General features: G+C 29.4%; 15 protein-coding genes. 6 read left to right on the forward strand and 9 right to left on the reverse strand.

The genetic code is table 11. The annotated features are described in order from the left end of the window. Nucleotide 1 precedes the first annotated feature (1 nt). Complete coding sequence (locus DFR85_RS20160) at nucleotides 2-1,093, reverse strand: glycosyltransferase family 4 protein (RefSeq protein WP_110269842.1); 1,092 nt, start codon at nucleotides 1,091-1,093, stop codon at nucleotides 2-4. A gap of 100 nt (nucleotides 1,094-1,193) precedes the next feature. Between DFR85_RS20160 and DFR85_RS20165 the strand changes: the two genes are divergently transcribed. Genes DFR85_RS20165 through DFR85_RS20185 form a run of 5 tightly spaced genes read left to right on the forward strand, consistent with a single transcriptional unit; the run spans nucleotide 1,194 to nucleotide 5,200 of the window. Continuing rightward, nucleotides 1,194-2,126, forward strand: coding sequence for a glycosyltransferase (locus DFR85_RS20165; protein WP_110269843.1), 933 nt, complete (start codon nucleotides 1,194-1,196; stop codon nucleotides 2,124-2,126). Beyond that, nucleotides 2,127-2,792, forward strand: coding sequence for a DUF1616 domain-containing protein (locus DFR85_RS20170; protein ID WP_246253001.1), 666 nt, complete (start codon nucleotides 2,127-2,129; stop codon nucleotides 2,790-2,792). Nucleotides 2,793-2,825: 33 nt separating this feature from the next. Continuing rightward, nucleotides 2,826-3,302, forward strand: a complete 477-nt coding sequence (locus DFR85_RS20175; RefSeq protein WP_110269844.1) for a hypothetical protein — start codon at nucleotides 2,826-2,828, stop codon at nucleotides 3,300-3,302. After that, nucleotides 3,292-3,534, forward strand: a complete 243-nt coding sequence (locus DFR85_RS20180) for a hypothetical protein (protein ID WP_110269845.1) — start codon at nucleotides 3,292-3,294, stop codon at nucleotides 3,532-3,534. The genes DFR85_RS20175 and DFR85_RS20180 overlap by 11 nt, the downstream gene beginning before the upstream one ends. A 4-nt stretch (nucleotides 3,535-3,538) precedes the next feature. Further along, the gene (locus DFR85_RS20185; RefSeq protein WP_110269846.1) at nucleotides 3,539-5,200 is read left to right on the forward strand and encodes a hypothetical protein; all 1,662 of its coding nucleotides are present in this window, start codon (nucleotides 3,539-3,541) and stop codon (nucleotides 5,198-5,200) included. Here DFR85_RS20185 and DFR85_RS20190 read toward each other — a convergent pair. From DFR85_RS20190 to DFR85_RS20205, 4 genes are all read right to left on the reverse strand, one after another. Next, nucleotides 5,192-6,301, reverse strand: a complete 1,110-nt coding sequence (locus tag DFR85_RS20190; protein WP_110269847.1) for a glycosyltransferase family 4 protein — start codon at nucleotides 6,299-6,301, stop codon at nucleotides 5,192-5,194. The two genes, DFR85_RS20185 and DFR85_RS20190, sit on opposite strands and share 9 nt — an antisense overlap. A 99-nt stretch (nucleotides 6,302-6,400) precedes the next feature. Next, on the reverse strand, nucleotides 6,401-7,438 hold the full coding sequence (locus DFR85_RS20195) for a glycosyltransferase family 4 protein (protein ID WP_110269848.1): 1,038 nt from the start codon (nucleotides 7,436-7,438) through the stop codon (nucleotides 6,401-6,403). 1 nt (nucleotide 7,439) lies between these two features. Beyond that, nucleotides 7,440-8,636, reverse strand: a complete 1,197-nt coding sequence (locus DFR85_RS20200) for a glycosyltransferase family 4 protein (protein WP_110269849.1) — start codon at nucleotides 8,634-8,636, stop codon at nucleotides 7,440-7,442. A 69-nt stretch (nucleotides 8,637-8,705) separates the two neighbouring features. Continuing rightward, a complete protein-coding gene (locus DFR85_RS20205) occupies nucleotides 8,706-9,773 on the reverse strand; it encodes a glycosyltransferase (RefSeq protein ID WP_110269850.1) in 1,068 nt (355 codons plus the stop codon). A gap of 171 nt (nucleotides 9,774-9,944) precedes the next feature. Between DFR85_RS20205 and DFR85_RS20210 the strand changes: the two genes are divergently transcribed. Next, nucleotides 9,945-11,051 (forward strand): glycosyltransferase, encoded by a 1,107-nt coding sequence (locus DFR85_RS20210; RefSeq protein WP_110269851.1) that lies wholly within the window; start codon nucleotides 9,945-9,947, stop codon nucleotides 11,049-11,051. A 113-nt stretch (nucleotides 11,052-11,164) separates the two neighbouring features. On the opposite strand, the gene DFR85_RS20215 is transcribed toward DFR85_RS20210, so the two are convergent. The 4 genes from DFR85_RS20215 to DFR85_RS20230 all read right to left on the reverse strand — a co-directional run bounded on the left by DFR85_RS20215 (nucleotide 11,165) and on the right by DFR85_RS20230 (nucleotide 15,681). Then, the gene (locus DFR85_RS20215; RefSeq protein ID WP_246253002.1) at nucleotides 11,165-11,800 is read right to left on the reverse strand and encodes a class I SAM-dependent methyltransferase; all 636 of its coding nucleotides are present in this window, start codon (nucleotides 11,798-11,800) and stop codon (nucleotides 11,165-11,167) included. Nucleotides 11,801-12,127: 327 nt separating this feature from the next. Further along, nucleotides 12,128-13,180 (reverse strand): hypothetical protein, encoded by a 1,053-nt coding sequence (locus DFR85_RS20220; protein WP_110269853.1) that lies wholly within the window; start codon nucleotides 13,178-13,180, stop codon nucleotides 12,128-12,130. Nucleotides 13,181-13,293: 113 nt separating this feature from the next. After that, on the reverse strand, nucleotides 13,294-14,214 hold the full coding sequence (locus DFR85_RS20225) for a glycosyltransferase (protein ID WP_110269854.1): 921 nt from the start codon (nucleotides 14,212-14,214) through the stop codon (nucleotides 13,294-13,296). Nucleotides 14,215-14,757: 543 nt separating this feature from the next. Continuing rightward, complete coding sequence (locus DFR85_RS20230) at nucleotides 14,758-15,681, reverse strand: FkbM family methyltransferase (RefSeq protein ID WP_246253003.1); 924 nt, start codon at nucleotides 15,679-15,681, stop codon at nucleotides 14,758-14,760. Nucleotides 15,682-15,783: the final 102 nt, after the last annotated feature.

Below are 15,783 nucleotides of genomic sequence, written 5' to 3' on the forward strand. Positions count from 1 at the left end.
TTTATACCTCTCTATATACTTTTAATAATTTTTCTGAGATAGTGATATAATTGAACTCTTTTGCTTTTTCTAAACCTTTTATTCTTAACTCGCTTTGTAATGATGGAGTAGATATAACTTTGCATGTTTTTTCAGCTATATCTTCTGGGTCCTCCGGATTAACTAGAATACCATTTCCTTCAGCTAATTCTTTCATAGACCATCTATCTGAGGTTATTACGGGTGCTCCCGATGCCATGGCCTCTATTATTGGCATACCAAAACCTTCGTAAAGTGAAGGGAACAGGAAAGCCTGACTAGCATTATATAATTTTACAAGTTCTTCATTATTTAGCCATTCTAGAATTATTACGTTTTTTGAATATTCTCCCAATTCCTTTTTAATCATGTCTATTCCATGTTTCCAATAAGCTCCGACTATGACGAGTTTTATGTTATCTGTGCACTTAGAAATAAGTCTAAATGACTTAATGAGATTTTTAGGATTCTTTAGCTCATCATATCTTGAAACGTTAAGTATGAAATTACCGTATTTCTCTTTAATACCAGAAATTTCTTCGTTGTTTAATCTTCGAAATATAGGATCTACGGGGTTGTAAACTACAAATACTTTATTTTCATCAATATCTAACATACTAATTATTTGGTCTCTTGTACTTTCGGATATAGCTATAGTTCCGTCTATTCTCTTCAATGTGTATTTTAATATTGAAATATTTAATTTCTCACTTCTATTCATGAATTGTCTTAATATTAATGGTTTTAGGTCATGTACAGTCATTATTTTTTTGTATCTGGAAGGAAGAGTAAGCATTAGACTGGCGCTAACATGAGGATAGATGAAATGATAAATATCTGGATTGAGTCTCCTTACTGTAAAATAATTTGAAAATAGATCAGTAATTATATCTTTTCCAAAAATTTTTCTATATTCTTTAAGTTTCACATATTTAAACTGTGGATCTAAGTTTTTTTTGGAAATTATGTATACATCTTGATTCAGAGATGTTAGTCCATTATAGAAAAGATAAGTTAGTCTTCCAAGACTCCATTCTCTACTAGTGCCAGCAAAACCCATTAGAGCAATCTTCATTAGACATAAGTATAATTAAAAGATTATAAATGGTTTTTCATAGATTTTTGATAATAGATTTTCCATTAATAATTTTAAGCTCAAAATGTTTCATAACAGTGTGCAAGAACCATTAGTATCTATAGTCATACCAACGCTAAATTCTGGAAAAACCGTTAGAGGTACTTTAGAATCATTAAGTATCCTTGATTATGAGAATTTCGAGATTATTGTGGTTGATGGAAAGTCAACAGATAACACACTAGAGATTGTAAAGGAATATCAATCCAGGTATAATATAAGGATAGTAATAGAGGAAAAGAGAGGCAGGGGAGTCGCATACAATAGAGGAATCTTAGAAGGAAAAGGAAAGTATATAGCTTTTCTAGATAGTGATGCTAAATTAGGTAGCAAAGGATGGGTAAAAAATGCAGTAAAAATGATGGAAGAAAACGAAAAAATAGGCGTAGTTTTTACTAAAGTCTTTGCTCCTCCTGATTCTAAGTACATTCAAAAATCAATAGATACTTTTCTATGCAAGGGATATACTACTGCCAATGGCGCTATTTATAGAAGAGACGCAGTGATCAAAGTAGGTGGATTTAACGAAAAAATGAATTATATGCAAGAAGATGAGCTCTTATATAAGTTAACTAAAGCTGGCTATGAATTTAGAGTTAATTATGAAGATAAAATATATCATTATCACAGACAATCAGTAAGGTCTTATATAAAGCAGAACTCTGAGGCGGCTGTAGGTGCTAGGCTTTACTATTCATTTACTGGTCAAAGTTGGATAGTTAAGGATTCGCTAATTAGAATTTTCATTCTTATATTTTCTGTACTAATTGTCGCATTTCTTGCAGTTAATTTCCCTTTATTGTTAATTCCTATAATAATTCTCTTTTATACTGGGCTTTTTGTAAAAGTAAATATGGAAACATGTTCGCAATATAAATGGTCTAAATATACTCTATTTGCTCCTGTACTTATCTATCTTTCCATGATAGGTTATTCATTAGGTTTTTTAACCAATGCAATAAAACAAAAATAGATGACTCAGGATATTCAATCTTTAATGTCACAGTATAAGGTTATTTATTCACAGTATCTTCACTCACTCTTTATTAGTCAGTTAGTTCTTTATATAATGTTAACCATACCAATTATTCTATTTTTAATAATTTATTTAAATAGAGGAAAATTGTCGACGTTCTATTATAGATTATGGTATAGACTTAATAAAAACGGGTTTATTTCATCCTCCAAAAGGAATCATGATGAATTATTTAACGGAATCGTAATAGGAATGATACTCCTTGTTTTAATATTCTCCTTTGGTGTTTATGTTCTTAATACTACAGCTAAAGAAGGTTTTTCTGAAATGTTATTACTTAATGTAGAGGGATCTATAGGAAATTATCCTACACATGTATTGGTAGGTCAGAACTCTTCAGTTTATGTTTTAGTAGAGAACCACGAGGGAAAGCCAGAGCTTTATGAAATTAAGGCCATTCTTATAAATAATGTAACTAATTCTACTGTTGAAGAGAATTTTGCTATAATAAAAAATAATGGGCAATGGAAAGTTCCTGTAAGTTTTATTGTAAATAATCCTGGTGAATATAAACTAAAAATAATGCTCTATTATTACAGTATGGGAACAAACTCATTTATATATTCAAATATATTTACTCAACTTCTTGTGAACGCTACTTAAAATATTAATATTTGTTCCACACTATTTATATAGATGACTGTAGAGATCTTTGTAGGTAAGAGAATAATAGATGCAGTTGAGGAACTGAAAAAAGAAGGTTATAGCGAAATAGATGCTATCAAGATGATACATGATAGTTATGAAGTAGATTCTATGGATGGTATAAGCATTGTAACTCATTTTGCGTCAATAGTTCTTATAGCATCACTGTTTATCAATTCTCCTGTTTTAGATGCATTTAAAATTCCTCTTGGAACACTATATTCTATCTTTTTGGTAGGATATGTAGTTCTTCACACATTTTATAGAAATGGCCTTAAGGATATTTCTAATTTTTCCATGATTGGTTTAAGCCTCGGTGTTAGTTTTGCTACAATAGTGCTTATAGGTTTTCTACTTAATTTCACTCTTGGAATAACGCCTTTCACTGTAATTCTTTCGGTAGTTTCAATTACTGAAATTTTTAATATAATAAATAATATTATGTGGTGGAAGAGGAATGAATTATAAGAATTATCCCATTTCTTTAGTATTATCATATACAATAGTTACTTTTATTTTATCAGTAGTAGGAGTTAAAGATTTTAGAATATACGTCCTACTATTTGCTGTAGCAAGTATACTTAATGAGATTGCGTTTTATCCTTTCCCTAGACCTTCTAATTACGTTATAAGCGGAATAACCTTAATATGGATTATAGCTAGTGTTTACTATATTCTAGGAATACTAGGAGTGGTGTGATACAATGAGGAAGCTAGAATTAGTAACAATATCAATGCTTTTAGCATCAATAGAACTAACGCTAGTAAGCATATTAAATATTTCAATCTCAAATTATGATCTCTTAAAATATCCCTTCGGTCTTACTGAAGAGTTACCACCTCTATACTGGATAACTGAATTTTTAACAGCGTTATCCTTCGTAATTCCTCTTCTACTTTATAAGAACTTTAATAAAAGGATATATAGCCTTCTAATGCCGATATCTTTTCTTCTTTTACTCTTCAACACTTTCTTTATTTTCTATTTTATTAATCCAGTATTTGTTCTTTCAAGAGATGAGATGGGGCATTCGACAGAGGTCATGTATCTTTTACTTAGACATACGACGTTATTAAATCCTGGAACTTATCAGGCTCATTATCCTTTGGGATTTATATACGGAGCTATTTCCTACATATTCTCTGGAATAACTCCTACTTACTTTTTCATATATTTTGGACCAATGTTCTTCCCAATAATTCAGACTTTAGCAGTTTACGGTTTAATAAGACTATTTTTTAAATCGCCTTATTCAGAACTTGGAATTCTTATCTACATATTCAGTTCAATGCCATTTTATGTTGCAGAATGGTCTCCACAACTCATGTCCTATAATCTACTCTTCCCAATTTTCCTTATTGTAGGGTTAATAGTTAAGAAAGGAGGATTAAGATTCACTCCCCTTCTAGTAGTTTTATCTGGATTGACTGGATTGACTGATATAGGAACTTTTGGAAGTGCAGTAACTATAGCTATAGGCGCTTTAGTGTTCGCTAAAAAAATAGGGAAATTAAATATAAAGTTCATAGCATATTCTGGTATTCTTACAGCTTCAATCTACATGTATTGGGTATATTTTGATCCTATAGCTTCCGGCGCACTAGGTGGGGATTACGTTCTTTTAGGAGATTTTATAGACGTAATAAAATCAATATTTATTCCACAATCTACTAAAAACTTAGTTCTACCTACAAGTACTTTAATATATACTTTCCTACCGCCTTCCCCTTATCACTTTATTTCAGTGGCAAGTAAATTACTTGATGGAGGAATATTTCTACTATTTTCTTTAATTTCATTTTTAATACTCGTAATAAGAAGGAAAAGCGACAAATATGTATGGCTTACTTTTGCTCTAGGTAGTGCACTACTTGTAATGCAAACAGGGATAGGCCTGGCAGACAACGTTAGTAACGTTTTGACGAGAATGATACCTCAAGCCATGGCTTTTTATACAATTCTCATAGTCTATTTCCTTTATAATAAGAACTTGTTAACTAAAGCATTTTCAATATTTCTTGTTATTCTGATTCCGCTTTCTATTCTAGGCTACGCAATGATCGCTACGTCTGAGCATTCTCCAGAAGCGGCGTTTTTTGGCGGAAAACTACTAGGAGAGTACGGTCTCTCCTCCGATCCGACTTATGGATTTTATCAAGGAGTTTATCAATATGAGGGAAAAATGGTACCAACAATAGGTATAACATATGGCGATATAAACTTTGCAGGACCATATATAGAGACATTAGCTTTGTATTTTGGAGGTCCTTCTGCAGCGAAAGGTTTTGAAGAATATAATAATTATGTGATGCAGAATGAGTCTGTAATTTTTAATTCTGGGGAAATGATAGTAGGATTAAAGTAAAGTTTTGTATTTTTGTATTATTTCATCTGCAATTATATCCCAATCAAATTTTTTTGCTATCTCCAATGAATTCTTTCCAAAAACTTCTTTATTTTCTATTGAAGTTAAGATTGCTGATGCTACCTCGTCGTATTTTTGTGGATCCACGGTAAAACCGTTATATCCATCCTTAACTACTACTATGTTAGAGCTATTTTTAGATACTATAATCGGTAGTCCAGTTCCAAGCGCGTCCATTACTGCGGAACTTATTCCTCCATCTCCAAATGAGTCTCCGAGCATTACAAATACATCAGCTATATTGTAAACATATTTTCTCATTTCATACTCAACCGGGTTCATGAAAAATATCTTATTTTCTATCTTTAACTGTCTAGCTAATTCTTTTAATTGATCTTTTAAATATCCCCATGCTACAAATAATAGCTTTATGTTATCTGATTTTTCTGAAGCTACCTTGAACGATCTTATTAATTCAAAAAGTCTCTTACCGTTGACTAATTGACCTAAATAAAGAACTATTTTATCTGTCTCGTTAAAACCATATTTAGCCTTTATATCATCTTTTTTTTCATTTATTTTTAATCCATTAATATCTATCCCTATTGGAATAACAACTGGATTTATTCTATAATATTTTTTTACTTCATTCTTTATTATTTCATTTGGAACTATATATAAGGAAGCAAACCTATAGATAAGCGAACCATAAATTCTTCTAAGACTCTTCCTTAAGATTGACTTTTCCCTCAAGCTACTTGCGCCTATTATTGTAGCGACTTTTTTGCTTGAAGGAAAGAACTCTATTGATGCATAATATCCTCCTATAGCGTGAATAATATCTGAATCTATAAGAATTCTTGATTTTTTGATTACCATTTCTAAAGTTCTAATATGGTATCCCAATCCTCCTTGTAGTTCTGATGTCTTAACGTAGTCGACTTCAAAGTTCTTATTGTATTGAAAAACGTCATCTTTGGAACTTATTCGAAGACCTATAACATAAATTCCTTTATTGCTTAACCTTTTGGCAAGTTCGAATGAGTAGACTTCAATCCCATCCCAAGGTTTAGCATTACCTGGTAATAGAGTTACTTGCATTAAACTTCATCTCTTATTTTAATATTTAAGGCTTTAGGATCTATTTTGTTAAAAACTTATATATTTTTATAATTTCGAAATTTGCTGATAAATAATCCTTTAAAATTTGTTAATAATGTCTAATAAATTCTTTTCATAATTCTCTAATGAAAATCTTTCAGAAATTTTTTTCATTTCTTCCATTTCTTTCGCATTCCAATCTTCCATAGCTCTTTTCACTTTTTCGATCGCTTTAGAGAACTCCTTAAATCTATATTTTTCAGGAACAAAATCTATTACTCCTCCCCTATTACTGGTAACAGGAATTAGGCCTGCACTCATTCCCTCAACTACTGAGGTACCAAATCCTTCAATATAAGGAGTAGGATTAAAATAAACCTTAGAAGAAGATAACAGTTTCATTTTAGTCTCTTCATCAATATTAGGATATAGCTGTATATTTTTGGTTTTTTTATCTTTTATCTCATTAAAATATTCTTGATCTTGTAAATAACCTGCAATAATAAAATTATAATCTGTTTCTTTAGCTATTTTTATTATATTATCTAATCCTCTATCTCTAGAGAATCTAGATATAGTAATTACTGTATTATTTCTATTTAAGTTATTTATATTTCTAAACCTCTCAAGATGGACTGGAGGATATAAGATCTCTGCATTTATGTTCCAAAAATATTTAGCCTCTGCCTTAGTCCATCTACTATTTACTAGAACTAATTTTTCTTTCCTTATTTTTTCCATAAAACCTTTCCTTATTATATACTGTGGAATCAAAATTAGCTTTTCCTTGAAGGGTGATCTTATTCTATAGTCTATGTTAAATTGATGAAAATATACAATATCTGAAGCTATAGGTTGTATATCTCCATGCATATTAATGCTGAAATCTTTTTCCCTATAAAATAGTCTGGAATATAACATCTGTAATGTTATATTCGAAATTTTTGGTAACATTTTTATTTTAACATTTTTAAGATCATATTTTTTTAAATAATTATATATTCTATCGGATATTTTCATTGTAACAAAATTTACGTTATACCCATTTTTTGATAGGATACCAATAGTATCTACTGTCATAAGTTGTATTCCGCCTAAAACTGTAGCATCAAATAAAATTACTGAAATATTCTTCATTTTACTCGCTTATTTCTTTATATAAGTCTATTAATTGATTCATAATTATTTCATTATCAAATTTTTGGAACGCATTATCTCTTGCAATTTCTCCCATTTTTCTTACTTCTTCCCTAGATATAAGTGAAATTTTATATAATGCCTCACCAAACTCTTTTATATCATATGTATTTACATGAAAGCCATCTACTCTGTCAGATACTTGCTCTATAAGTCCACCATTACCTTTAGTAACTATGGTAGGCCTTCCGGCTAACATAGATTCTATAACCACTCTTCCCCATGTATCTATATATAAACTTGGCACTACAACAAAATCAACGTCATAAAGTATATCTCTAAGAGATTTGAGATACTGATCATAAGGAACTCTCTTAGTCAGAATAACATGATCTTCTATTCCTAGTTTTTTTACGGTTTCGATAACTTGATGAGATTCTAGACCACCCGGAACTTTTAATCTTATTTTTTTATTCTTTTTAAGAGCTAGAGAGAAAGCGTAAAGTAATTGAAATATTCCCTTTTCTCTATCTGGATAACTTAAATATGCAAAAGTAAAATATTCTCCAGGATTATACGGTACATAGTCTATGTTAAAAGTCAAAGCGTTTATATTAATTACCTTTATTTTTTCCTCAGGATAGCCTCTGCTAATTAAGACGTCTTTAACTACCTTACTTACAGCTATTATGGCCGAAGCACTTGAAACGTTTTTCTTGATTTTATCCAATTTCCTTATAGCGTATAAAGCTTCTGCTGGAGATGTAAGTTTCCTTATTCCATTTTTCTTATATCGTATACACTTACTAACCTTCGAAATACTTTTACAATCACAGCCATCCTTTTCCATTGAATTAAAATAACATGTAGGCCACCAGTATTGCACATTAATAACGGTTCTAATTCCTCTTTTTTCTGCGATGGGTATTATTCCATGCCACGCGTTAGCTAGGTGTATAATAGAATTCTTCTCTGGAGAAATTATGTCGAGAATTCTTTTTGAATATTCCTCAGAATTGAGCATACTTTCTTCTCCAAAAATTTTGCTCTTTGGAGGTGGAGGTAAAACATTATATGGAGATTTAAAAGTTGTATAAAATTCAGTGTCAATTCCTTTTTCCTTCAATTTCTCATATGCAATCAAAATAGTTGCATAGGTTCCCCTCTGTTGAGTCTCAGTGAGTATCCTAACTTTCATTATTCTCTTATTCTTTATAAGTTAACACGCAATTAAAAACTTTATAATAGCCTTTTCCTATTTCTTCAGTTATTTTTCGAGATATATGTTTAAATATTTCATAATATTTTCCCTAAATGAATTAAAAGAGAATTGTGTTGCTCTTTGTTTTGCTTTTTCACTGTATTCTTTGTATGTTTTTTCGTCTTCTATTATTTTTATTATTTCTTCTTTTGCTTCTTCTATTGTTTTATAACCTATTCCGTATTTTCCTTCTTGTATTGTGTCTTCCCAAGTTCCTGATGACTTGTAAACTATAGGTACTGCTCCAGCATACATTGCCTCAGCAACACCAAGACCAAAATTATCATAACGCATACAGTGTAAGACTAATTTAGATTCCGCAAATATTCTCCATTTTTCTTCTTCGTTAACGTCAGTAAGCAATTCAACATCATTACCTGCTATATCCTTTAATCCTTTATAGTACTTTAAAGATGCTGGCGCATTGTTTAGTCCTCCTATTATTTTGAATTTTATTGTTGGGTTTTTTTGTCTTACTTTTTTTGCTATTTCTATGAATTCTTCCCAGTGTTTTGATGGTATGAATTTTCCTATTCCTACTACAATGTTTTGTTTTTCTCTTGTTTCGTAGTTTTCTGGTGGTATTACTGGAGGATAAACAACATCACAATCAAAGCCAATATTATTCTTCATAATATTTTTAACATAAATTGAACTGCATAAATTAACTTTAGATTTAGCTAATTTTTTTATAAATGGATAAATAGATTTGAAATATATTTTTTTAATTCCATAATATGGAGGAATTCTATCATTCCTAAAAATGCCTGGAGGGTATATAATGTAATCAAGGTCTAAGCCTAAATGAAGATGCGAGTAAAATAAGTTTGCAGAGAAATCTATCCTTCTTAAAAAGGAGTTAAACCTAATTAAAGGCAAATCCACTAATGGAGATATTATTGGACCTAAGAGTATTTTCATAGAAATTTTATTAACGTTTAAGTTGAGCTTACCTAATCCTTTTGGAAAAACTGCATAAACTTCGTTATTTTCTGTCAATATTTTTAAGAAAGAAGTAGCAAATAGTGACTCGCTAGTTAAAGATACCGGCGGCATTATCACCAAAGTTTTCATTACATGGTTTTTCGTATTCGTAGTATAAAAAGATAAATAGAAAATAGTAATGAGTAGCCCTGAATTTATTTCCAAAAAAAATTATAGTATAAAAAGATAATGAAATGGTTAATAAAGACGTAACAAACGCTTATGGAATAGATATATATTTTTAAAATCAAATAACTAATAATGAAAAGCCTAGTACTAATGCCACCCTTAAGGTATACTAGTGAGTCAGCAGCTGCTTTAGGAGTCCTTTACTCCTTATATGAGTACGGATCAGAAATTCATTACGTTATGACTGAAAAGGTTTATGATAACTATTTTACTACTTTTCCTGAAAAAATAGTGAAACCTTTTCTGAAATCCAAAGAGGAAAAAATTAAATTAATTAGAGGTCCTTTATATTCACCGTTTTTAGATTTAATCAGAATAAAAAATTATACTAAGAAAAATCATATAGACAGAGTTTTCAATATGTATTATGTTGAATATCCAATAGGAATGGATGTAAGTTATGTTGTCTATCCTCATTCAATAATTGGATATTTTAAGGACTTTAAGTTAACATACTCCAGAGTCAAATACCCTTATCTTTATACTAGTAGATTACTTACCAAAAGAATAGCTAGAAGTAAAAATTTACTTTGTAGTTCAAATTATATAAAAAATCTGATGAAAAATATTGGCTTTGATTGTGATGTTGTTTATCCTCCAGTAATACCACCAGAAAACTACGAAACAAGAGAAAAACAAAACATTGTAGTAGGAATAGGAAAATTCATACCATCAAAACACTGGGAAGAATTCATAGAAATAGCAAAAAAAGTAAGACAAAAAAACCCAACAATAAAATTCAAAATAATAGGAGGACTAAACATGATAATGTACCCTTCTAATGAGTATTACGAAAAACTAGTAAAACTAGCAGGTAATGATGTTGAATTGCTTACTGACGTTAACGAAGAAGAAAAATGGAGAGCATTATCTTCGGCCAAGATTATTCTGCATTGTATGAGAGAAGATAATTTTGGTCTTGGTGTTGCTGAGGCAATGTATGCTGGAGCAGTACCTATAGTTTACAAGTCATCAGGAACTTGGGAAGACACAATACAAGAAGGAAAATACGGAATAGGTTATAAAACAATAGAAGAAGCAAAAGAAGAAATAATAAAAATAATAGAAGACGAAAAAACATACAAAGAATACAGTGAAAAAGCAAAACAAAGAGCAACAAAATTTGTAATAGACGAGTTTAAATCAAAAATTATTGGCATTATGGATAGATTCAATTAGTGTACTATTATTATAATAAATTTAGATAATTATGAATTTTAAAGCTCAAAAACAATAATTATGAATATATATATTATAATTTTATTAAATGATTATGAACGATAAGTAAAAACTTATATTTGTGTTCTAATTTTCATCCTTAGTCTTTGATATAACGAGATCTTTTTTCTAGGTGTTGGTAATTTATCTGGAATCTGTCTTGTCCTTTCATTAGTAATCATTGAGTATAATGCTATATATGATAAGTCTATTAGTTTGAAATTAAGAGGTTTTCTAGCTTTAAGGAAGACTCCTGGCTTTAATGGATCTTTTGTCAATTTTATTATTTCAAAATCACTGAAAATCTTTTCCATATCCTCAATTTCATAGCGCCAAAAATCATAAGGATATCCGTGATAAGGAAAACCAAAAGACCTAGTGGTTATGTATATGTATCCCATTGGTTTGACAATTAGCTTCATATTGTTTATAATAGTTCTCCAATCTTTAACATGTTCTAATGTCTCTGTAGAGACTAATACATCGAAGGAATTCTCACCGAACTTTTCGACAAGCTTATCTGCTGGAAGAACAACATCAACAAATTTTCCTTCTTCAATATCTACACCTGTATATTCCTTAGGTTTACAAAACTTCTCTATAAAAGGCCTAACGCTCCCATTTACGTACTTACTTCCCACCTCTATAACCCTCTTACCTTGAAATTCTTCGCATTGAATCTCATTTACAACAAATTCGATAACACTCATATGGCACATTTAGAAAATATTAAAGTAAGAATATCCTTAAATACTTTATGATTTGACTTAGTTTTTCTTCTATCTTTAACTTTCAAATAAACTTTATAATTTTTAAATGTTAACACTCATTTGTTTGTAAGAAAATTAAAAAAATTCGTAAGCAACAAAATCTAGTTACCATATTATAGTCATAGAAAGAATTACCTTCCCATTAAATCATACAGATCCGTATTACAGATGAAGCAGAATGTTCAATTATTATTTTGATTTCAAAATAAGTTATATGAATATCCATCTTCTTACTAAGATTTCCAATCAAACTATAATCAGCGTAGACTATAAGGAATCGATAGCATCTTTTTTGACTAAGTTATCAAGATTCTTGTATGCCATATAGATAAAATTGCTAAAACTTCTTATAGTCCTAGAAACTCCTTTATTATTTAATCCTAAACCTAAACTTCTGCCCTTGTACGAACCTTTCCTATAGTTTATTATATTGACAGGTATTTTTTTCCATAATAATTGCAGAGAAAGATCATAGTTTTCTACTCCGTTTATGAAAGTTTCGTCAAATATATTAGTGCCAAACTTGTTTAAATAACCTCTGCTAAAACCTCCGAAATCTCCAAATTTTTTAATATAAAAGTTATTTATGTACTCTCCTAATGCTCTTTCCATTAAATATCTTGCTTTATATGATATAGTATCAGTTGATGCTACTCTTAAATCCAGGAAAGGTAAATTGAATTTTCTTAGTAAACTATTATAATATATCTGTGCTCTAGCTAAAAACCAAATTAGTGAAATATCAAAATTTTTAGGATACCTACCAGAGAACTTTCCTTTCAATAAGGATAATCCTCCTAATAGGCAGTTCCTATATCCTTTTATTATAGTAGGTTTTAAAACTCTAATTTCACTCTTTACGAATTTGTAATTTTTTCCTACAGGAAGAATTGTATTTGGGTCTTTATAATCAAATTTTCCTAATTCTTTTTTCAAAACACTAGGCTCGTCTATTTTATAAACGTCATCATTAGAAAATATGATCCATTCGGGATTATATTTCATTGCTTCTTTTACACAAGTATTTACACTTGTTGCGTAATTAAAATATTTTCCAGAACTTTCGCAAAATATTATATGAAGTCCATTATACATCTCCAGATCTCCTTTGGCGTACTTGTTGTTTACATCTGCTGTCGGTATAACTACGATAACGTCAGTATCTCCTTCTATTTCATGGAAAGAGATTGGAGCTCTTGGTCGGGTTTTCATCCATTTTACAAGTTCCTCTGCAGAGTTGAATTTAGTGTAAAATTTTAACACATCGTAAGGATTATCTGAATAATAAAAATCTTCAATATCGACGAGTTTACTCTGCATTATCTTTATATAGCCATATCTATAATATAAACATTTCCTAAAAAACATAATTAAAATATCATATTTCAAATGATGTAAAAATTCTTCATTTTATAGTTATCTATATGATAATATTAAAAATGTTTAATTAACTTCTTATTATCATTTTTAAGATCACCTAATATGCCGTGAAATAGTGCTAAACTTACTAGTTTAAGCGTTATAATCAAATTAGTTTGCTCATATAGAGAAAGTACCCATGAAGGTAAAGTTTTTAGGTAAAATAAATCTATCTTCCCTCTAGAGCATAAATATACAGTATTTCTAATTATAGTATAATACCTATAATAATTGTTATATACCACATAAAAAGCTCTATAATGCATCACTTTCTTAAATTCTCGAATTCCATGCCTAATACTCAGAATTTTTAATAAAAATATTATAATCTTAGAAATCTGTTTATTATATAATCTTGAATAATCTCCTATACTATGATAAATAAGCTGATAACGATATACTAATATGTAAAAACCATTCTTACGTAACCTACTGCAGTAGTCGTTATCTATTCTATCTATAAAAAGATCTTCATTATATCTAAACCTAGAACATATCTTAACATTAAGAATGCTTCCACTATTTACCACACTTTTACATAGCTTAAAATTACCTATTTCGTTCTTTGTAGTATGCGCGTATATTCTGTTTAGAGAAATTATAGCTACCTTACCCATTATAGGCAATTTATTGTATTCATCAAAGATTTTCTGTATATCTAAATTTTCATAAATCTCAGTATCTTGATCTAACAATAATATCCAGTCTTCATTTAAGTATGAAGCTATTTTTATAGCATAATTGTAAGCTTTAGCAAGACCTTCATTGGTATTGTTTTGCACGAAATAATCACATAGCTTACGGATCTTTGATAAATCAATACTTGATGCATTATCTATTATTAATATTTTAGAATTTGTTATATTCTTTATCGCTATTATATTCTTATATAAAATGTTAGTATTTGGATTTCTAGTTACTATTACTGTCAGCATTATCTCACTGAATAACTGTGTTACATATAATAATAGTATATTTAGTAATAAAAATTTCTATCTTTCAATTTTACATGAAATATACTTAATAGCTTTAAAAAATTATATATGGGAAAAGTACTTTTATTTTCAAAAGTACAGTTTATAGGAATTATTAAATAAAATTAAAAATATGAGATCTATTATAGTAGAATTAAGTATAATTCACAAATAATAATATATATTACTATAAATTTATTTAGCTATTAATTCAATAGATTTTTCTAAAGCTAATATTTGTAAAGCAAACTGACACTAGATTGTTAAACTTTTGGTGAGTCTGTTAAGGCTACAGATTTTGCTGGTCAAGTTGTTGAGGCTAAGCTTAAGTTTTAAGCTAACTATTTATGATTCATATGATCAATCGTTAGCCGAGCTAAGACTGTTAAAGTCAAAAGTTAGCGTTGGAATAAATTAGAAATACTGTTTATTTCAAGAAATTATCATAACACATTTCACTTATTTGATAAAAAATTAAACTACTCTATACATAAACAATAGATATTAGAAAATTTTTGAGCAATAAAATAACTCTGCTCTACCAACTTTTATTCTCTCCTCACATTTGTATTTAAGTTCTCTTAATTTTGATATTAGTCTTTTATGCGAAACTTTAGTTATGTAAGGATGAGATTCTACAAAAATCTTCTCAAATGGTAAGCTATTACAGTTTAGGATTATATCAGCCTCACATCCTTCACAATCCATTTTAAGCAAATAAGGATCTTTAGCCATTTCTATAACTTTTTGAAAAGAGATTAAAGGAACTTCCACGTCCCCTTTACTTGAGATCGCAGAATAAACTCCAGAATCTTTAACCCTTATTGATGACGGAACTTTAATTTTTCCATCCTTTGAAGAAACACCAGCATTTATTAGAGTTATTTTATCTTCTAAGTTGTTTAATTTTACGTTTCTTAAGGCTACCTCATAAATTGATGGTAAAGGTTCGAAAGCATAAACGTGCGAAGCGCCTTTCACTGCAAAATAGATCGCCGAATCCCCAATATTAGCCCCAATATCTATAACCTCACCTTGAACGTCAGTATCATATTGATTTTGTATAAAAACTTCAAATAATGGATAACCTATTCTTTCATCAAACTTTAAGTTATATTTTGGAAGATACCATTCATTCCCTTTTTTGATAAAAAATGATAAAAACGATACATTATATTGAACTATTAAGTTACCGTCATAAAATATTTTTCCATCTTCGAAATAGAATTTAGTTATATCAAAATTGAATTCAGTAATTAGGGCAATAAGTAGTCTAACACAAGATAATGTACATACGCCTTTATTATTCTTATCTGTTCTTAAAATAACTGGAATTTGTTGTTCTCCTTTTCTAACTTTAGATATCACATCAATCCAATTCTTGTAAACTTTCCTATAGCTGTTAGCTCTCTTTAGTGCATGAAACATTTTCATTAATTATTAATTATAGAGTATAAATCTTTTTTAGGTTAAATATAATGCTCTAAGTACTTCATCTCTGATAGTCCTAAAGCTTATTACTGTAGGAGA

This window comes from Acidianus brierleyi (assembly GCF_003201835.2).
Classification (GTDB): Archaea; Thermoproteota; Thermoprotei_A; order Sulfolobales; family Sulfolobaceae; genus Aramenus; species Aramenus brierleyi.